This window comes from Parasphingomonas halimpatiens (assembly GCF_036663795.1).
In the GTDB taxonomy this organism is placed as follows: Bacteria; Pseudomonadota; Alphaproteobacteria; order Sphingomonadales; family Sphingomonadaceae; genus Sphingomonas.
The window spans coordinates 40,286-60,399 of record NZ_JAXOJP010000029.1 but is presented as its reverse complement, the minus strand read 5'-3'; the positions used below and the strand labels follow the sequence as shown (position 1 = coordinate 60,399).

Here is a 20,114-nt window from a genome sequence, read left to right as displayed (position 1 = left end):
ACCGCAGGACACCCGATCACGTCTACTTCAACCGGCCGCTTCTCGCAGCGGCATGAAACCGGCAGACGCTCCACTTAGCAATTGCGCCGAGCTGTTCAAATGAACCGAGCCACCTCTATTGGGCTACCTACAAGCAGTGGCAGAGTGTTGGCGCGCGGGTAACCAAAGGGGCCAAAAGCTCGACGATCGTCTTTTTCAAGAGGTTCGAAGATGAGGAGCCCGAAGGGGTGGAGGCAGGCGTCTGGCTCGTTGCCCGCGCCTCACGCGTCTTCAATGCCGAGCAGGTCGTTGGATGGGAAGCGCCGCAGCGACAATATCCGGTTAGCATTGCTGAGGTTATTGAGACGGTCGAGACCTTCGTCGCCGCCACCAAGGCCGAGGTGAACCGTGCCGGGCTAATGGCCTGCTATCACATTCCCGGCGACTATATCGAAATGCCGGCGCTCGCTCGCTTCACCGGCAGTCCGACCTGCACCGCCACCGAGGCGTACAGCGCGACGCTTCTGCATGAGACGGTTCATTGGGCGGGAGCGCGGCACCGGCTCAACCGGTTTGGCGAGGTGGTGTCGAAAGCAGACCTGGCGGCTGAAGAGCTAGTGGCGGAAATCGGCGCCGCGTTCCTGTGCGCTGATCTTGGGGTGAGTAATCAGCCTCGTCCCGACCATGCCGCCTATGTCGCGTCCTGGCTCCGAATGCTCAAGAACGATACCCGAGCGATCTTCACCGCCTCCCGCCTCGCCAGTCAGGCAGCGATGTTTCTGCACGAACTGGCTGCGGTAAACGAGCCGTGACCCTACGCGGCCTTCCTACGGGGAGGCTGCTTTTTTGCAGATAGGGCCGCATAATTCGTCCCTGTTTCAAGATTCCCGTCCGCAGGCCTCATGTTCGTACCCCTTCCGAACTCAGATTGCTGTCGCGGCGTATGTCGCAATACGGAAGCTATCCACTCCGCGTGTTGGCCAGACCGAAGACTATGCTATTCTGGAATCAATGAAATTATCCAAGCGCCACGAGGTCATGGGCGTACATAACCCACTCGACTATTTGCGGTGGTTAAGCGATTTCGAGAACGAATGGCAGGCGCACGTCCTCCCGCTCATCGGGGATCGGGAAAAACTTCGCGTCGATATTGACCTTGCCGACCGCAGACTTGAGCTGGCCCGTAGGGAACGGGAGCGTGAAATGGCGTGGAACGAAGTCGAACAACTCACCGCACCGCTCGAAGGGCGCACCCACGACCTCCCCCTGATTTCTACGCAAAAAATTGCGACATTCGAGGCGGCGCGCCTCGCGGCGCAGTCAAAGTTTGAGGGTATGACAGCAGTGATAACGCAACAGGAGGAGGCACTTGAGGTGCGTTATGGAATAAAATCAAAAATGGGAACTCGGATCGGCATCATCTGATAACGGAACGCGCTCACGCATCTTGGTACATAGATGGTTGCCCGATGTCTGCGCGTCCCCGAGGGACGGTGCCGAGCGCATAATTCCGACCCGTTTCAAGATTCCGTTCACCAAGCATCATGCGGGGATGGAAGTCTCGTATCTCGGAAAAACTACCTTTCGCCACACGTTCACCCGATTTGGCATCAAACAGCAGGATCGGCTGTTGCACCTATATCTGATCGGCAAAACGGGCGTCGGAAAATCGACGATGATGGCGACGCTGGCACGGCAGGATCTCGAACATGGTCGCGGCTTCACATTGATTGATCCTCACGGCGATCTGGCGGAGCGAATGCACGACGCGGCAGCTTTGTCCGGGCGCCCCTTTATCTATCTCGATGCAGCCCATCCCCATCAACCCTATGGGTACAACCCGCTGCGACGGGTCGCACACAACAGGATACCACTCGCTGCGTCGGGCCTCCTTGAGGCACTCAAGAAACTCTGGCCGGATGCCTGGGGCGTTCGCATGGAGCATGTGTTGCGGAATTCCCTGTACGCGTTGCTGGAGCGCGAAGGATCGACGCTCCCCGACATTCTCCGTCTGTACGGTGATGACGCATACCGGCGCGGCGTCGTGGCCGGCATTAAGAACCCGGTGGTGCGCAGGTTCTGGACCGACGAGTTCGCCGCGTATCCCGACCGCTTCCGCGCCGAGGTGGTGGCGCCAATCCAAAACAAGCTTGGCGCTCTTCTAACCGATCCTCGACTGTACCGCGCGCTTGTGGCGCCCGAGCAGCCCATCAGCTTCCGCCGGCTTATGGACAACGGCGGCGTGCTGCTTGTAAACCTCGCGAAAGGGCGGCTCGGCGAAGACAGCGCAAGCGTCCTGGGTGGACTCATCGCTGCAACCATCGGCCTGGCAGCGCTCAGCCGCGCCGACGATCTACCTGAATCCCGTCGCCCCTTCCATGTGTATATCGACGAATTCCAGACCTTCACGACGCTCTCATTCGTGAATATGCTGCCGGAGCTTCGCAAATACGGCGTCTCGCTCACCCTGGCGCACCAGTATTTGCACCAGCTTGAGCCGGAGGTACGTCACGCCGTGTTGGGGAACGCCGGGACGCTCATATCATTTCGCGTGGGGCCGGAGGACGCGAGCGTTATGGCAGCGGAATTCCAGCCCATCTTCGATACGATGGACCTGATGAATCTGCCCAACCGCGACTTCTATCTGAAGCTGATGATCGACGGCGCACCGAGCAAAGCGTTCAGCGGACGGACGCTCGATCAAGATTGAACCGCGCTCGAAATTCGATCGAATGAATATCGATCGGGTTGCGCCGATCCTGCGGGCATGGGATTTTCGCGCACCATCGCAAGGATGAATCAGACTGTGAAAACCGACAACGACCTCTTGACCCGAAACGTAATAGCGTCCGCATCGGCCGACACCATCGCCGTGGAGGTGAATGGACGCGAGGAGATTCGATCCTGGGATAGCGTTACATCGGCAGGCGCAACGTTCGTGAACCACGGCGAGGCAAAGATATTTGTTATCGCCATCGCCTTCGACGACGGGCGGACTTTCGTAGTGGGCGAGATTGATACGGGTTGGCCGCAGGTGATTGAGTTTCTGCACGTCGGTTTGCCGGGCGTCGAACCCTTCACATCGTGGGGGCCTCGGCTCCTGGCAGAGCCGGGCGTCGTGGCGTTGTTCGATCGAGGGGAGTAACGTTGAGCGGTTAAATGTCGAGCTCGACCGGCAGGCGTTCGGCAATACAGGTGAAGAGCGCGATTGGGTCCGAACCAAGCGCCCGCGCAATCGCGCAGAACTCGATCACATCGATCCGGCGCTCACCGCTTTCGACGTAGGAGATGAAAGGTTGTGGGCGCCCGAGCCGCGAAGCCAGTTCGACTTGCGTAACGCCGGCGTCCTTTCGTGCAGTGACGAGCACGTCCAGTAGGGTCGCGTAGGCGTCGGTGAACACTGACTTGGACAAAAGGAACCGCGCGGAAGTTCGAGGCAGTCCCTTCCCCTAGATATGAACTTCGGATATATGAGTTTCATATATTGCTGGGGGATAGCGATGCGGACGAAACTTGGTGCCGGAGCGGCCATGGCCGCCATTCTTGTGCTGGCCGCGTGCAAACCCGCGACAACGCCGGCAGCCGAGCCCACGGTAGCGGTTGCTCCCGTCCCTGCTTTCAGCGCTTCCGACGAGGCATCAATAAAGGCTGATGCCGTAGCGCGCCTTCAAAAGCGGACGACGGGCGCTGCGATCATGGGCACCCTACATTCCTGCTCCGAATATTTTTCACTCGGCATTCCGCAGATTGTCGATTCCACGCTCGGAGAACAGGCAGGAAAGGTCCGGCTACTGATCCCGATTGCCGTATTCCATCCAGAGCCATCTGGTACAGCGCCCGACATCGGCTGCTACGGCTACGCCCACCCGGGATGGCTGCTCAACCAGCCGTACAACGTCACGTTCGAGTTTCAGGTTGAGCGCTGGCAGACGGGGTGGCGGGTCGCAGAAATACAAGCCAACGGTTTTTGATCGCCGCACTTCTCGAAATAGCGACCGACGTATTGAACAGCCCTGTAGTTTAACAACTATGTGTAATAGGTATCTAATTCGACGTGTGAAAATTAATTGCCACCGAAATGGTTTTATTTGTAATTTGACTTGTCGCCATGCGAGTGAAACTCTCAGCCTTTCCAATCATCGGTCAGGGGGATGCGGATGATCGCCAGATATTTGTCGTGCGGCGTTTTGGCGATGTTGGCCGTTGGAAACGCGCACGCGCAGACGGTGCCTGGCTCATCCGATCCAGCGCGTTTGGGAGACCGTTTCCGTCCCCCAGAGACGCCCCAGGCAACGCCGGAAATAAGGGTGCAGGGCGACAATGCGACTGCACCGCCCGAGCAGGCGACAGACACGCATTTTACGCTTTCAGCCGTCACCATCGATGGCTCTACCGTCTACGCGGCCGCTGACTTCACGCCGCTGTATCAGTCGATGCTAGGTCACGATGTCACGATTGCTGACATATATCGGCTACGCGACTCGATAACCGCCAAATACCGAGCGGCGGGATACATTCTCTCGCAGGCCATCGTGCCGCCACAGAAGATCGAGGGCGGTGTCGTACATATCCAGATCGTCGAGGGATCGATCGGCGCGGTCACTATCGAGGGCGATGGAGGGAATACGCAGCTCGTGAGCGCGATGGTGGACCGCATCAAACGGTCCAGTCCTCTGAACGCTCGCGACCTCGAGCGATACACGCTGCTCATCGACGACCTTCCCGGCGTTTCGGTGAGCACGATCTTGAAGCCGTCAGTGGGCACGCCAGGAAACGCCGATCTCGTCGTCACCATCACGCGAAAGATGGTCGAGGGCTTTGCGAGCAGCGACAATCGCGGATCGCAGGCGATCGGCCCTTTTGAGTTTGCTACAGGTCTTTCTTTCAATTCCGTGCTCGGGTTGAATGAGCAGGCTTCGGTGCTGTTGGCGACTACGGCGCCCACTCGCGAGTTGCGGTATGTCTCGGGCAAGTATGCTCAGGTGTTGAACCCGGAAGGGCTGCGGCTCGACCTTGCAGGATCATACAGTCGCTCGCAGCCGGGCGGTTCACTTCACGTGCTCGATGCGCGAGGCTTCGGCACCATTCTGAGCGTCGCGCTTAGCGAGCCCGTTATCCGCAGCCGTTCCCAAACGCTTCGGATCGGCGCGAGCTTCACCTACCAAAATTCGCGCACCGACCTGCTCGGCTTCCTCTTCTCGCAAGACCGGGTGCGGTATGCGACGGCCCGCGTCTCATATGATTTTTCCGACCTCGCACTCGGGAACGCATATCCCGCCGCCAACCTCGTCGAACTTGAGATCAATCATGGCTTCGACATCTTGGGAGCCAGCCGCACCGGCTCGCCAACCCTCAGTCGCGCAAACGGGCATAGTGATTTCACGACGCTTGCCGGTGAACTCTCGCGGGTGCAGCGCCTTGGCCCGCAGTTGAGCCTTGCGGCCTCAGTGAGTGGTCAATTCGCCTTCGATCCGCTTCTCTCGTCCCAGCAATTCGGGCTTGGTGGCAGACGCTACGGTCGCGGATACGAACCGTCCGAACTAACCGGCGACAAGGGCCTGGCGGTTTCGATCGAGCCGCGTTTTGATCTGCCACGCGGGGCGCTTCCGTTCGGCGTCCAGCTTTACGCCTTCTACGAGGTCGGGAAGGTGTGGGCGAAGGCTCCGCTTGCCGGGCAACCGGGACATGAATCGTTGTCGTCTGCCGGCGGTGGCGTGCGTCTGTCGATCGCCAGCCACGTCTCCGCCGATTTCGAACTCGCCAAGCCACTCACGCACGACATTGCCTCGCGGGGGGATCGCAGTTGGCGTCCCTTGTTCGATGTCTCCGTCAGTTTTTGAGGAACGCGCCATGTTAAGCCTTCGCGCCCGCCTTCATGCCTCCGTCGTTGGTTCGGTCAGTTTTTCGCTGTTGCTCGCGTCCATGCCAACGCCAGCTGCAGCCGATCCAACCGATGGTATGGTCGTCGCTGGCGCGGCCACGATCGCGCAGCCTGCGCCTGGCACCACAGTCATCACGCAGACCAGCCAGCGCGCCATCATCGACTGGCGCTCATTTACTATCGGCGAGAACGAGTCAGCGCGCTTCGATCAGCCCAATTCCTCGTCGATCGCGCTTAACAGGATCACGGGCGGCGCGCCCACAACCATACAGGGAAGCCTTCTCGCCAACGGCCAAGTCTGGCTGATCAATCCGAACGGTATCGCGTTTGGGCGCGGGGCGCGGGTGGATGTCGCTGGGCTCATCGCCACGACGCTCGATATCGACAACCGCGACTTCATGGCGGGACGGTACACGTTCACTGGGCCAGCCGATGGGCGCGGCACGGTCACGAACGCAGGACACATCACCATCAGGGATGCAGGCCTCGCTGCGCTGGTTGCGCCTGGGGTCGAGAATTCCGGCATCATCGAAGCACACTATGGCAGGGTTACGCTCGGCAGCACGACCGGCTTCACCGTCGATTTCTATGGCGACGGCCGGACGCGCTTTCTTGCCGGTGACAGGCTTTCACGGGTGCTCGATGGTATCGGGAACGACAAGGGCCGTGTCGCGGTCACCGTGAACGCGGCCAAGGCCATCGTCGATCATTCGGTAAACCTGGACGGCGTGTCCGAGGCGACGGGACTGAGCGTCTCTGGCGGCTCCATCACGCTCACCGGTCCAGCCACCGGAAATGTATCGGTGTCAGGCACCGTCGACACTTCCGGCCCAGAGGGTACTGGCGGACATATCGACGTGACGGCGAAGGACGTGCGGCTCGCAAACACGGCGATCCTGAACGCCTCGGGCGGTAATCAGGGCGGCATCGTGCGCATTGGCGGCGACTGGCACGGGCAGGGAGATCTTCCGACCGCCAGCGCCACGACCATTGATGACGGTGCGCTTATTCGGGTCGATGCAGCGCAGGGTAACGCTGGTTCGGCGGTTGTCTGGTCAGATAACCAGACCCGGTTTGCCGGGACCATTCTCGCGACCGGAGACACGTCCGGGGGAAGCGTTGAGGTATCGGGCAAGCGCCGGCTCGACTATACCGGCGCCACCGACCTGCGCTCCGCAAGCGGTCGCGTCGGCACGCTTCTCCTTGACCCGCAGAATGTCAGGATTGCGACCACGGGCGCTACGCCCACGCTGCCCGCAAGCGGCGCGACCACGTTTGTGCCATCGGACGCAGATTCAATTCTGTCAGTTGCGACGCTTCAAAATGCTTTGGCGCTTGGAAACGTGACCGTCACGACCGGGACCACCGGCACGCAAGCCGGTGATATTACAGTGGCGAATAGCTTCTCGTGGAGCAGCGATACTTCGCTGACCCTTGCAGCCTATCGGAATGTAAATATCGCCTCTGGTGTCACGATTACCAGCACTGGCTCAGGGACCTTTGTATCCCGGGGATCGATCTTTTCAAGCTCTTTGAACTTGATTCTCCGTGCAGATACCACCGGCACAGGCATAGGAACAGTTTCCTTCGCGGACTCGACATCGAAGATTGACTTTTCTCATACTAACGGGCTTGTCTCTATATATTATAATCCCAGCGTTGATTATGCCCATCCGACGGATTATTCTGCCTTTGTTAATTTCGGTTCTGGTGATATTCGTCGACCCATATCTTATATGCTCGTGAATTCTGCGCAGAATTTGCAGGATATTAATCAGAATATCAGCGGAACGTATGCACTTGGTCGAGATATAGACGCAAGTGTCACTGCCACGTGGAATAGCGGCCAGGGATTTGTGCCCATTGCCTCCTCAAATGGTAATCCAGGAATAAACGGTCAGGACCAAGGGTTTTCAGGCCTGTTCGAGGGAGGCGGACACACCATTTCGCATTTAACGCTTAACTACGGGGCGTCAGCCAACATCCAGCAATTTGGTCTGTTCGGAGTTTTGGCCGGCGACGGCACAATCCGCAACGTGCGGCTCACCGGCATCGATTACACTGTGGGTGGAAGCACCGCCAACAGCCGCTCGGTCGGGGGCCTCGTTGGCTACGCCAATCGTGGAGGCACGTTGATCGAAAACGTTGAGGTCTCTGGCACTATCAAAACGACGTCTGGTCCTAACATATCTATGGATGTCGGCGGTATCGTCGGTACGAGCGCGGGCACCACGCAGCGAGTGCGAAGCAACGTCGCTATCTCGTCCAATGGCGCGAATGTTGGTGGCGTCGTAGGACATTGCTACTCAACGCCGGGTCCCGCCGCCTGCTATGTTTTTGAGGCCGAAGCGCGCGGATCAATCACAGCGACGCTGTCTGACCGGGAAGCCGGGTCATATGGCGGTATTATTGGGGTGCAGGAAGCAGGCGCATCGCTTGCCCTTATGAACTCGTTTTCATCCGAAGCGATCACGGTAAGTGGCGCGACCCCTCAGGCTGGTTATGGCGTCAACGTCGGAGGCTTGGTCGGAAGTGCTTCATCAGACCCGTTTTCGCCCCCTTCAACTCAGTATTCGATCGCGGTCGGCAAGATCACCGTAGGGAGCTCCTTACTTTCCTCAACGAACACGCATGTCGGTGGCGCGATGGGCCTCTATCCCGCTACGGGCGATTTTCAGCGTGATCAGGCCGTGCACGATGTCTATTGGGATACCGACACTTCCGGGCAGGGGACCAGTGCTGGCGGACCAAACGTCAAAGGCAAACGAACTGCCGATTTAAAGAGCGCGCTGCTTACTGGCTTTGACACCTCGATCTGGGCTATCGATCCAAGCGTCAACAATGGATACCCGTTCCTCAAGTGGCAATTTCCGCAGAATGCGGCCGGGACGGATGTGTCTTTCGGCAATCCGTCGCCGACTCCTACACCAACTCCGTCGCCGACACCTGCGCCAAGCCCGACGCCGACTCCAACGCCGACCCCCACCCCCACTCCAACACCGACGCCCAGTCCCACGCCGTCTCCGACACCTACGCCGTCGCCAACTCCTACCCCCACACCAACTCCCGCTCCAACGCCTTCGTACCCACCCAATACCTCCCCTGAGGCTTCAGCAGCAGGGATTACTCAGACAAGTCGTCTTTTAAATGATGTCAACGCTCTCGCCCCCTCACATTACGGAATCGGAGATTGGATAGGCAACGCCTATAGCGAAACCGTTGGATTCATTCTGGATAGAATTGGATTCGGGACTTTTGGCAATGCTGTTGGTGCCGCAGGAACAGCGAGCGATGCCGCAAAGGCGGTCGCGGGGCTTGCAGCGAATAAGTTAATTGAACTAAATACTCCCGGAAGTAACTTCAATACGATAATTAGTCTGCACGTCGATGATTTGAGAATCTACTCTTTAGGCGAAGTCACCAAGCAAACATATGGCGACTTAAAAGGTACTAGTTACAACGCATTTTCGGAAAGCGACGTGAGAGCCGCTTTGATAATTTTGGCTAAGAAAAACGGGATTATTCCGAGATAGGGCCTCGCTTTAGTAGGATAAAAAGACTGGCGTAATCATAAGTGCACAAGTTACAATTATTATTAAATAAAATGGCGATTTAGTATAGCCGCCGAATATAGAATTTGATGGTGATGATGTATCTAATTCGTCAAGGCGAAACTGAATAAAACATACGCCTAAAATCAACAGCGCACTCCATGCCACGAATACAACGCTTGAAGTAAAACCAGATTTATACCATTCGTAAATAGCAGTAACGGAAGACAATATTAGCAATATTTGCATGACAAAATTATATCATGGTGAAATTAACCTATTAAAAATCCATGTAATAGGGCGTAGACAATGAGACTTGGCATAATTCTATCGGTATTGGCTCTGACTGTGGCTTATCCTGCCTCAGCGGAAACACTAACTAACCGCGCGATCATCGCCTTAAGCGCCAGCGGCATTGGCGACGAGGCGATCATCGCCAAGATTCAATCTTCCGATGCGAAGTTTGACCTTTCCACCGAGCAGATGCTCGCGCTAAAGAAGAAGGGCGTCTCTGGCCCCGTCATTGCCGCCATGATCGCAGCTGACAATCAAAGTAAGCAGCGGGACGCTCCCCAGGCCACTGCATCGTCGGGGACGCGTGAACGGCCGTCCAGCGGAGGCGTGCTCGCGGCCAGACGCCCCGCCGGCATATATCTCGTGTCGGGCGGGCAACTCATACGCATTGATTTCAACGTCTCCGGTCAAACGAGGACTGGCGGAATGCTGGGGACGATGATGACGGGCGGTATCGCCGCCACGAGCATCAAGACGATTCTTCAAGGGGAAAGTGCTCGGGTGAAGACGAGCGAGCGAACGCCTACCTTCTATTTCTACCTCCCCGAAGGAGCTAATCAGGCCAATTTGAGCAGCTTTGAAGCCCAATCAACGACTCCCGTTTCGCCAAACGAATTTTCCCTCATTCGCCTAACGCGCAAGAATGGTAGCCGCGAGGCCCGTGTCGGACGCGTAAACATCGGCGGCGCCAAAACAGGCGTGATGGACAAGGATCGGATCGATTTCCAATATGATGAGGTTCGCCCTGGCGTCTTTTCCGTAAGGCCAGGCGTCCCGCTCACACCGGGAGAATACAGCTTCGTAATGATCGGGGCCGGTGGCGCCAAGCTCGCCCGGTTCTTCGATTTCTCGGTTCAATAACTCATATTGACGGGCGTTTCACAGGGGCGGGGCCAGAATGTGATCGATAGTGGACAAGCCCGCACGAGGGTGCCGGCAATCGCCGTTCTGACCTTGTCAGTCATCGCTCCAGCGGCAACATATGCCCAAACAGGAGCAGCGGATGGCACATATTCGCAGCCCGCTGACATGCGAACGCTTGGCGCTCAGGAGGGGCATAGTGCGCCGGCCGAGGCATTTCGACCCGAGCTGACGTGTAAGCGCCACAACGAATGCCTCATCGTCATCAATAACAATCCCGAGTACCTCGTCAGCGGCTTCTACATCAACGATGACGGGGCTAAAATGCACGACGGCTCGATAAAGTGGTCGGGCAACCTCTTTCGCCCCGATTTCATGCTACAGCTTCACCGGGCATGGTGGGTTCACCGATCGACGAAGCTCGGGTGCCTCATCCTTGCCAAAGCCGAGATACGCGAGCGCAAGCATCGGAATCATTTGTGGGAAACCGAGGTGCAGCGCTTCGACACGTGCAAGAACGCCATCCCGTACACGATCCTCTATGTGAACCCGCTTCCGGAAGATCGCAGTGCAACGGCGCCGGCCACCAAGACCGCCGCTCCAGAGGCTGAGCATTGAGCAGGGCGCCTACTGCTGACATGCGAGACAGAGATCCTCAATGACCAAGCTGGGTATCAATTTGGCCTTAATTTCGTGCCTCGTGGCCTCAGAATTCGCGATGCCGCCTGCCCAAGCACAACGCGTACGTGACCTAAGCGCCCCCGGCTGGGTGCCGATGGATTTACGTCCTTTGGGCGTCGCGCTCGGGGTACGGGCCCCTGATCCGGAAGTCTTTCGAACGCCTCCCAAGCAGGTATGCGGCATCCATCTCGGGTGTATCGTTATCGTGAACATGACCACGAAATGGGACATCGTTGGCTTCTCGTTTGATATCAGCAAGCCGGGTCACAAGCCCGTGTGGTTCAACCAGTTCACCGGGAAGCTTCACCCCAAAAGTGCAACGATATTGATGCGCATTGGCGATAAATTCATGACCGACGTCCCGTTGAAGGTCATTTTCCGTAATCGCGAGACGGGCGAGAAAATTGAGCAATTGTCATCCGTTAACCTCTTCGACGACCCGGCGCACACCAACATCATGCTAAGGGCGAATGTTGTAAATCCGCAGGTGATCGTTGAGTCTTCCCCCACCGATGCTCACTAAAAAACCGGGCGTCCGACGACGCTATAGGTGCCGCGTTGAAAACCGCCTCGTGTCTGGCATCCGCAGAGCAGCGATAGCGCATTTGGGCTGGAAGCCATGCGATTGTGGAGGCGCTTTCGCCGCCATTCAATGCACCGTCGGTCGTTCGGTGACGATTCCGCCGAGCATCTGCCGGCGCGCGCGGGTGCATGACAGTACCGTCTCGTGAATCTCGGACTCCATGATGCGGTTGAGTTCGCGTAAACCCTTGAAGGTCGCGTCGAGCGCGGTGCGGTCTGCGGCAAAGGGGTCTGCCGATACAAGATCGCAAATGCCAGCCATCATGGCGCGCAGTTCGCCGAGCTGGCCAACAGCTTTGTGGGCGCGCTCCGGCAGGTCGAGCACCTCCTCCCCGTTGAACAGCCCTTCGATAAAGCCATCCAGTTCCTGCAACCGAATCTGACCAAATCGTGCAAGATTTTCGGCGGTCGGTTCCATTGGCACCCGCGACAGACGAAACGGCTGGCTGCGTTTCTGGTGTCGCGTCAGGTCATTCCACAGTCCCTGAACCAGCGCGCCGAGCAGGTCGTTGACCTCGTCCATGCCGTCGAACACCGGTAAAGATCCGCCCCACAAGCCCTTCACGATCTGCAAGGGCGAAACCGCGAGTTCCGGTGAGGCAATGCCGCCGAGAAATCGCGTGCGCACCGCGTGGAACGGCACAGGGCAGGCGTGCCGCACAAGTAATGCCCGGATCGCTTGCTCGCCGGGAGGTTTCGTCGCCGCCTTGGTCGTCATTTCGGCTACAGCATATCAATGGGGAATTGTCGGGCCAACCCATCATCACCATCCAACAGAGAAATGCCGATCGACGTTGACGCAGGCACTGCGCGCCCGGCTTTATGATCTGCCAATATCCATCACGCCCCGCGTAGTGACCCACGGCTCTTCGAGGAGTTCCGAAAGCACCGCTTTGGGGACGCGCCAATTTGCGCCGAACGATGGCTCACTGGCGAAGGCGAACTGGCCAGAATATTGCGGTTCACCCAGCCGTTTGATGTACGCAAGGATGTTGCGCGCGTGCGTGGCGTTGGTCGTGACGGTTAAAACGTGCAGGTTCGGCAAGCCCCAATGGGTGCGGTAGGTTTGGCGACGCAGTATATCGAGATAGCCAGCGATCTTCGTGCCGAAAGCATTCTGCGCAATGTTCCTGCGCTCGATGCTTTCGGTGTTCCGATCGACCTCAACTGCAAAGAAGCGGAAACCGACGCCTGGGTATTCCAAACCGAAGAGTTCGTCGGGGATGAGCGCCTTTTGACCCATGCCCGCGATCGGGATCGCCATGGGGTTGATGGCGTCCTTCGTTTCCTGGGGACACCGTGGATGGGTGAGTATTTCCCAGCGCGGGATGTAGCGCAGGCCCTTTGATGGTGCCGTGAGTTCAAACGACGCCCCGACGCACGCCTGCATGAGTTGGTGCAGAAATGGGGCGGTGCGCAGGGGTGCGTATCGGGAGGTGATCCCGCGTTCCGCGAGCAGGGCCTTCGCCCTTGGCGCGAGATCATAGACGACGTGTTGATAGCGAGCATTGAAGCCCGCGAACTGCTGGGGTGGCCGCAACAGGAGCGGCCCGTTGGCATCACCGTTGTAAAACTCGGTCAGCCGGTTTTGGAGGTGGGTATAATCTCGCCGCAGATGGCGGGTGAACTGATACAAATAGTGCGTCGGGAGCGGCCCATGGCGGTTGATGGCTTCCAATATGATATAGTCCGCGCCGGTCAGAACGACCTTTCGGATAAGCGCGTTCGGCGGCGCAGATCGCAGGCGTCGATTGAGTTGGTCGGTTTTCACGCACAGCCAGATATCGCGTTGAAAGAACGCTGTAAAAGGTCAACATAGTTCGCGACGGACACCTTTGCGCAGCTACGGTAGCGGGTGAGCAGCCAAATTTTTTCACCACTCTGCTGAAATATCTTCGTCCGGCTGCTGTGGAGGACCGCGATCGGCAGCGGCCTGCTGAACAGACGCCGAAATTGATACCCGCGCCCGGTTGCGCTCAATGAGCTCTTCAAAGGCGTCAGGCGAGAGTTGCGGCATCAGCGCGGGAGGTTTGATCGGGATGGACACCGCCTGCGGCGTCACGTTCCGGATGTGCGCGGCGAATTGATAGCGGGGCTGGTCGAGCAGGAAGTCGGCCGTGGTGCGCATCTCCGCTGCCATCGCTCGCGCGTCTGCCGCCGACAGGCCGGATGCGAACTTGATACTGGTATTGGCGTGCAAGGATGATTTGAGGCTGCCGGTGGCCTGGTCGAGATACTGATGGGCGAAGACGCATCCACATTTGTATTTGCGCGCCTCGGTTAGCAGATCGTCGATATTGCTGCTGAAAAACGACGCGGCCTCGTCAACGATCAGGAATGTCGGCTTGCGATCGGCTTCCGGGATTGCGGCGCGTTCGAGCACGGCTTGCAGCACGAGCGAGATGAACAGCCGGCCGAAGGTGGAAGAATTCTCCTTCAGAAAATCCTTGGCCGTATCGACGAGGATCACTGCGCCTCGGTTCATCTCGGTGAAGAGGTCGACCTTTGTCTCAGGGGACGTGAACAGCCGCGCCATGGTCGGGTTTTCAATGATGGCCTGGAGGCGATACCGAATCTGCTCCTTGGTCTGCTCGAAGGTCTTGCTCATGAAATCGCGCAGGAAGAATTCGCGCGGGATCTCCGGCAGTGCTGCGATGGCGTCGGCATAAGGCGCCGGGTCGCTCATCAGCTTCATCATATCGAGGATGGTCGCGTTGCGGCCCATGGTGTTGGGCAGCGACAGCATGAGCCGGGCCACATAGCGGAAGAATACGTCCTGCTTGCCGGTGAGGCTGAGGTTTGTGAGGCCACCAAAGAGATAGTTGAACGTCTGGATGACGCCGGCCGTCACCTGCTCGCGTGTTGCCTCGTCATATTCTCCCATCCGCTCCCGGTTGAGGGCGAAGATGTTGAGTGCGGGCGGATGCTGCGTGTCGCGCGGGTCGATTATGATCAGGCGATCATCGATGCCGAGGTCGGCGTGCGTGAGCCGGCGGACCAAATCGGAATGAGGGTCGATCAGGACGATGGTGGGCGGATCGTCAGATTTGAGATCGTGCAGGATCAGGTTTTCAATCAGGGTGGTCTTGCCCGCGTTGGTGCCCCCGATGATGTGCATGTGGCTGAAGCGGTCTTCTAGCGTGAGCTTGAGCGGAACCGGGGTGGTGAACACGTCATGGAAGGGCGTGCCGGCGAGATAGGCATCCACCAGCTTGTCGAGCGGAAGCGTGCTGTCGTCGGGCAGGATGATGGGTTTCTTGCTCGCCCCGTCGTCAGGGTCCCTCCCGGTGATGGCGCACATATTTCGATAGAGCTTGCGCGTGACGGCGACAAAGAGGTGCTGCGGGAAATAGTCGTCCAGCGTCCCCCAGACTTTGGCGACAGTCAGCCGCGGCTCGGGCAGCGCATAGATGAGGGGGATGGTGAATGGCGTCGGTGCCTCCATCTCGGGTAGGTCTTCAAGGAAGCCATAGACGAGGCGGATAAGCCCGCCCTTCAATAGCCCCAGTTGCCCGTCCTTGTTGGAGAAGAAATACTGCTTGGCGTAGAGCAGGTTCCGATATTCGACGAATTCCTGCATGCTCATGCGGTGGAAGTCGGGCGGTGGCAGCTCCCAAATCTGCGGCTCAAGATCGAGCAGATCGTGCATCACGCCGATGAGGATATTGTCGATGTCATCCGGCAGGTACGGGACGGCACCATATACCGCCTTGCCCACCGTTATTTTGGTCTCCGCGAATGCGTCCTGATGCGCCTTCACCCAGGCATAGAGGCGCTCGGTTTCCTGTATCTCCCGCTGCTTCTCATTCGTGAAGCGGCGGAAGAACGGGATATAGGTCGAATCTCCGCTCAAAGGACGTGGCAGGAGTGGAGCATGAACAAGAACAGGATGACGCCGCCCGCTATCATGATTTTCTTGCGCGTTGCCGGGTCGTTCCAGTCGAACGGGAGACCGAAGGTTTCCGGTTGCGCAACGTACTCCGGATATGCGGCGCCCGGCGCCGACTCCCCATCACGATACTCCGACGCTGGCGTATAACTGAGGGCTGACGCTGGGGCGATGATCTGCGGGATTGGCGTGGTCGTCTGGGCTACGATCGTCGGCGCAGCGTTGTTGAAGTCGATGAGGATTTCCCGGCCGTCGAACGCTGACGCGGCGTGCAAATATCCCTTCAGATTCTGGCAAGCTTCCATGATCGCCTCTTCAGCGCCCATCAACTCGTCCAAGCTCTTGCACTCGATATGCTGGCCGCGCTGGAGGCTCGCGATCGAGATGTTGAGTTTCAGGCCCACCATGGCGAGCGTGGCAAGGGCTTTCAGGCTGCCCATGGTCGAGCCGTCCTGCTGCGCCGCGCTCTTGTCCAAAAGGCGTTTGGACGCCTCGCTGTTATAGATGACTTGGCTGGCAAGCTTGTACCGGCTGATGTCTTGCGCTTCGGATGGCGTGAACTCGATCCGGGCATCGAGGCAAAAGATGACGTTGGTCGTCATCACGCCGCCGGTTTTCTGCGAGCGTTTAAGCTTAAGTTGCATGATCAATTCCCCCAAGACGGGAGGAAAGCCAACGCGCGAAAAGAGTCAAGTAACGTGCTGTGATACATCCATTTTGGCTGTATTATTAGGACCGTCGTGGTTCGGTTTCGTCTATTGGATATGCGAGAGCCGAAGATATCAGATAGATTTCCTATTGTTCGTCTGCGGTTGTGTAGCGCAAACGGCAACCTCTCTTTAGGGGCGATGCCGGTTAGGCGTCGTCCCGGTCCTAGAATAAGGAAAAGAGAGGTGGGTCGGGGTGGACGTTCGGCGAATTGTGTAGCGAAATCAGTGCCAAGCCTGGGATATTCACCGGCATACACTATACGGGTGCGTATGCCGGTGTCGTGTGTCGTGTGGCGTAGAGATATGCCCATTTTGCGGTGTCGACACTGCGGGGCCGCATATCGCCGAGCCCGATGATCAAACATCGGTTTCGGTAACCACCTCGGCTTTCGGCGTGCGGATTCTGAGCGTGACCTTGGCGGGTGGGGCTTGGGCTTGCAGCCAAGCCCGAGCTTTGCGGCAAGTGCGCGGCGCAAGTTGGCGTAGGAGGCGGCAACCATAGGGTCATCGCGAGTGAGGCCGAACGCCTTCCAGTATGTCACTGGAGTATAGCAGTGATCTACTTTGCCCCGGACGCCGGACGCACCTCAACGGACAGTACTGGCTTGCCGACTACGTATAGTTTGAGCACACGTTGTACGTCGCCAGGGGTAATCCGCTCGATCCCTGATATCTCATCACGGTAAACGATGGACGCTCGGGGATCACGTAGCACGCGCTCGATACGCCCTGCCCAGTAGCCGTTCGTCTCGCGGGCCTTTTTGTGCGCCTCGATAATTGGTGCCTTCGCCCGTGCGAACGCATCGGCGTCGATCGGTTTGGTCGCCATGGCAGTAAGCTCTTCGGCAAGGACCTGCCGGAATTCGCCGAACTTTTCCGACGGTACCTCTATCCCAGCGAGCAGATAACCCTCACCCGGCAGGTCGAGATCATTGGTCACGGCGACGAACGGGGAATAGGTAAGCCCAAGCTTTTCACGGACCGTCTCAATCAATCGACCGGCCAGCAGCGCACGCGCGACCTCGAGCGCGTAGCTGTCGGCAGGCGCCGCGTAATAGTCCGTCGTCGCCCAGAGCTGTACCGCGACCGCCTGATCAGCGCGACCGTTGTGGTGAAAAACAAAGGGCGAGGCGCTTGGCCCGACCGCTGCAACGTGATCCTTGAAGAGCTCGCTCCTCGGAGAAATGGCGCTAGGGAGTGCGCCGAATGTTGGGGTGACCGCTGCGATGGCCTGATCCACGGTAAGGTCTCCGACCATGATAACATCGGCGGGCGTCGTTGTCGCAGGACGGATAAGCGGCGCGAGGTCGGCTGGCGTCGTGGCCGCGACATCGCCGACATCCGGCAGGGCTTTCCATCGTGGATCGCCGTTGTGGGTCAGAGGACCAAGGACGCGCGCAAGCACCGTTTGCGGATTGCTGTCGATTGCTGCCAGCTGGCCCTGCACCTGACCCGTGACGCGGGTGACGCCATCAGGCCGATAGGCAGAATCGGCGAAATAGGCGGCAAGAAGCTGTGTCTCGAAAGGTAGCTCGTTCGTGCGCGTGTCGCCACCTATGGCAAAGTTGGTATCACCGATCGCAAGCGACAGACCCGCATTATGCCCTTCCAACGCGCGCTGCATCGCTCCCCAGGTCAGTTTATTCGTACCGCCCTGCAACCAGGCTGGCCCGCCAAACGCTGCCAGCCACCTGCTGTGAGCCTGCTCGGGCTTCAGGCTGACTATACCGCGCCCGAACGAGACTTGTACACTGACGCCGCCTGCGATGAATTTGGTTGGCTTCACCGCGAGCCGCGTGCCGTTGGCAAAAGTAACAATTGTCACTCCTACCTCGTCGGTCGTACGCGCGATGACGTGGCCAGGTGTGCCGAAGCTGGAATAGGGCCAGGCGACCACGCTTTCCTGCCCGCCCGCTGCCAGTGTCACGTCTCGCGCCGTCGCGAGGGCTGCCGCGAGGGCCTTGTCATCTCCGCTCGTAGCGTTGCTCGATGATCGAAACGCGAGTGGACCTGATCCTGCGAACGCATCGCGGAAGGCTGTTGTCGCGTTTTCAGGCGTCACGGTTCCGGCAATTCTGTCGACAGTCGCCAGATCTTGCGCGGGATTGGTGACGACCTCATCATCGGTCACCGCGCCCACGATGGCGTTCGCGATGGCTGGGTTCGACCGGGTCGCGGCACCATCGGCGCTGGCCTGAAAGCCCGGGCGCAGAAGTGCCATCGCCCGTGCGATGTCTGCAGCGCTGATCCCCTGCCTCACCAGTCGCCTCTGTTCCACCAGCGCACCAGTCAGCGCCTCACGCCAGCGTCCGGGCGTCGGAACAATGTTCAGGGTCGTCACCTCGGCGGTGCCGAGGGCATGGTTCGACTGCACGGCGGCTGCACTGAATGGCGCGTCGGCCGCTTGTGCGCGCTCGCGAAGCCGAAGATTGAGAGCGACGAGTCCGATCAAGCGAATGAACCCCTCGCGTTCGCGCACTACTGTGTCAGCTCGTAGATCCAGCGGCCGTGTCCAGGTCAGCGTCAGCGATTCGCTGACGCCAGGTACCGTGAAGCTTTTCTCGGCGATCGGGCCTATTCGCGGCGCGCGGACAATGAGCGTCTCGCCAGAGCCGACACCATGCCAGTCGCTAAACCGCTGCTTGAGCTGAGCCTCGACGGCAACGGGATCTACCGCGCCCACGATGACAATCGTTGCGTTCTCCGGCCGATAGTTTGCCTCGTAGAAACGGCGGATTTTGCCGGCCGTTGTTGCCTTTATGCTATCGATCGTGCCGATCGGCACTCGCTCGGCCACCCCGGTTCCCGCCAGCGTGAGCGCCAGTTGCGCCTCTGCCGCCTCTTGGTTGGCCGACGCGCGCAGGCGCTCCTCAGACAGAATAACCCCGCGTTCGGCATCGACCGCAGCAGGGTCAATCTTCAGGCGTCCGCCGATCTCGCGGAACAGCGTCATTCCGGTGTCCAGTGCTGTCGCGTCCGCTTTTGGGAAGTCGAACTGGTATACCGTCGCGTTAAAGCTCGTGCCGGCGTTGGTATCAGCGCCGAAGGTGAGTCCCTGCCGCTCCAGAATGTGGACGACGTCGCCATCGGCGATATTGGCACTGCCGCGAAACGCCATGTGTTCAAGATAATGCGCAACCCCACGCTCATCGTTGCGTTCGGCTAATGATCCCGATCCGACTATCATCCGCATTGACACTGCGTTCTTCGGCGTGTCGTTGCGCTTTATCGCGTAGCGCATGCCGTTAGGCAGCTGGCCGAACCGAATGTCGGGGTCGGCCGGGCGCCCTGCATAGTCTTGCGCCCATCGCCCGTGCTGCCGCTGCGCGCCAACGATGGCCGTTGATGTGGGTGTGACTGTCTGCGAAAATGCCGATGGCGCAGGAACCACGATCGCGAGAGCAACAATCAGAGCAGGTATTGTCTTCATACTAACGAGTTCCACTTCGCGACGCGACATTTTGGGTTACTCCGTGCTGCCGCTGGACGCTTGCGTCAGCGACGGTATCACCGAAACGTTTAACGACACAATCGAGGCGCAAGCCTTCGCCCATGATGGTATTTCCCCGTAAAGCACAGACATATCAAGGATTCCACAATGATTGACGACACAAGTATTAGAGGTCCGGCACTTTTTGATCCTGCCCACTCCACTTGCCACCGAAACATGGTTAGTCGGGCAGGCG

At 58.6% G+C, this 20,114-nt stretch carries 16 protein-coding genes and 2 pseudogenes; 11 read left to right on the top strand and 7 right to left on the bottom strand.

What is annotated here, in order from left to right:
- Positions 1-80: 80 nt before the first annotated feature.
- The 5 genes and pseudogenes from U1839_RS26845 to U1839_RS21240 all read left to right on the top strand — a co-directional run.
- Positions 81-215 (top strand): annotated as a pseudogene (locus U1839_RS26845) (ArdC-like ssDNA-binding domain-containing protein); the annotation flags it as partial.
- A gap of 12 nt (positions 216-227) precedes the next feature.
- Positions 228-791 carry a zincin-like metallopeptidase domain-containing protein gene (locus tag U1839_RS21255; RefSeq protein ID WP_332805577.1) on the top strand — a complete coding sequence of 188 codons (564 nt, stop codon included), beginning with the start codon at positions 228-230 and terminating at the stop codon, positions 789-791.
- A 199-nt stretch (positions 792-990) separates the two neighbouring features.
- Positions 991-1,404, top strand: a complete 414-nt coding sequence (locus U1839_RS21250; protein WP_332805576.1) for a hypothetical protein — start codon at positions 991-993, stop codon at positions 1,402-1,404.
- Positions 1,405-1,531: 127 nt separating this feature from the next.
- Positions 1,532-2,689 (top strand): type IV secretory system conjugative DNA transfer family protein, encoded by a 1,158-nt coding sequence (locus U1839_RS21245; protein WP_332805575.1) that lies wholly within the window; start codon positions 1,532-1,534, stop codon positions 2,687-2,689.
- 57 nt (positions 2,690-2,746) lie between these two features.
- Entirely contained in the window at positions 2,747-3,124 is a 378-nt protein-coding gene (locus tag U1839_RS21240) for a hypothetical protein (protein WP_332805574.1), read from the top strand.
- A gap of 10 nt (positions 3,125-3,134) precedes the next feature.
- Here the strand turns inward: U1839_RS21240 and U1839_RS21235 are convergent, their stop codons facing one another.
- The gene (locus U1839_RS21235; protein ID WP_332805573.1) at positions 3,135-3,380 is read right to left on the bottom strand and encodes a helix-turn-helix domain-containing protein; all 246 of its coding nucleotides are present in this window, start codon (positions 3,378-3,380) and stop codon (positions 3,135-3,137) included.
- Between the two features lie 129 nt (positions 3,381-3,509).
- Here U1839_RS21235 and U1839_RS21230 point away from each other — a divergent pair, with 129 nt between their 5' ends.
- The 6 genes from U1839_RS21230 (at position 3,510) to U1839_RS21205 (ending at position 11,770) form a co-directional block, all read left to right on the top strand.
- On the top strand, positions 3,510-3,950 hold the full coding sequence (locus U1839_RS21230; protein ID WP_332805572.1) for a hypothetical protein: 441 nt from the start codon (positions 3,510-3,512) through the stop codon (positions 3,948-3,950).
- A 186-nt stretch (positions 3,951-4,136) separates the two neighbouring features.
- The gene (locus U1839_RS21225; protein ID WP_332805571.1) at positions 4,137-5,819 is read left to right on the top strand and encodes a ShlB/FhaC/HecB family hemolysin secretion/activation protein; all 1,683 of its coding nucleotides are present in this window, start codon (positions 4,137-4,139) and stop codon (positions 5,817-5,819) included.
- 10 nt (positions 5,820-5,829) lie between these two features.
- Positions 5,830-9,393, top strand: a complete 3,564-nt coding sequence (locus U1839_RS21220; protein WP_332805570.1) for a two-partner secretion domain-containing protein — start codon at positions 5,830-5,832, stop codon at positions 9,391-9,393.
- Between the two features lie 327 nt (positions 9,394-9,720).
- Complete coding sequence (locus U1839_RS21215) at positions 9,721-10,566, top strand: hypothetical protein (protein ID WP_332805569.1); 846 nt, start codon at positions 9,721-9,723, stop codon at positions 10,564-10,566.
- 69 nt (positions 10,567-10,635) lie between these two features.
- Positions 10,636-11,184 carry a hypothetical protein gene (locus tag U1839_RS21210; RefSeq protein WP_332805568.1) on the top strand — a complete coding sequence of 183 codons (549 nt, stop codon included), beginning with the start codon at positions 10,636-10,638 and terminating at the stop codon, positions 11,182-11,184.
- 40 nt (positions 11,185-11,224) lie between these two features.
- Entirely contained in the window at positions 11,225-11,770 is a 546-nt protein-coding gene (locus U1839_RS21205) for a hypothetical protein (protein WP_332805567.1), read from the top strand.
- 126 nt (positions 11,771-11,896) lie between these two features.
- Here the strand turns inward: U1839_RS21205 and U1839_RS21200 are convergent, their stop codons facing one another.
- The 6 genes and pseudogenes from U1839_RS21200 to U1839_RS21180 form a co-directional block, all read right to left on the bottom strand.
- Positions 11,897-12,547 (bottom strand): hypothetical protein, encoded by a 651-nt coding sequence (locus tag U1839_RS21200; RefSeq protein WP_332805566.1) that lies wholly within the window; start codon positions 12,545-12,547, stop codon positions 11,897-11,899.
- Positions 12,548-12,649: 102 nt separating this feature from the next.
- The gene (locus U1839_RS21195; RefSeq protein ID WP_332805565.1) at positions 12,650-13,600 is read right to left on the bottom strand and encodes a replication-relaxation family protein; all 951 of its coding nucleotides are present in this window, start codon (positions 13,598-13,600) and stop codon (positions 12,650-12,652) included.
- 102 nt (positions 13,601-13,702) lie between these two features.
- The gene (locus U1839_RS21190; RefSeq protein WP_332805564.1) at positions 13,703-15,682 is read right to left on the bottom strand and encodes a type IV secretory system conjugative DNA transfer family protein; all 1,980 of its coding nucleotides are present in this window, start codon (positions 15,680-15,682) and stop codon (positions 13,703-13,705) included.
- Entirely contained in the window at positions 15,679-16,362 is a 684-nt protein-coding gene (locus tag U1839_RS21185; protein ID WP_332805563.1) for a hypothetical protein, read from the bottom strand. The genes U1839_RS21190 and U1839_RS21185 overlap by 4 nt, the downstream gene beginning before the upstream one ends.
- A gap of 2 nt (positions 16,363-16,364) precedes the next feature.
- Positions 16,365-16,976, bottom strand: a pseudogene (locus tag U1839_RS26840) (MucR family transcriptional regulator); the annotation flags it as partial.
- A gap of 11 nt (positions 16,977-16,987) precedes the next feature.
- On the bottom strand, positions 16,988-19,858 hold the full coding sequence (locus U1839_RS21180) for a M16 family metallopeptidase (protein ID WP_332805562.1): 2,871 nt from the start codon (positions 19,856-19,858) through the stop codon (positions 16,988-16,990).
- Between the last annotated feature and the right edge of the window lie 256 nt (positions 19,859-20,114).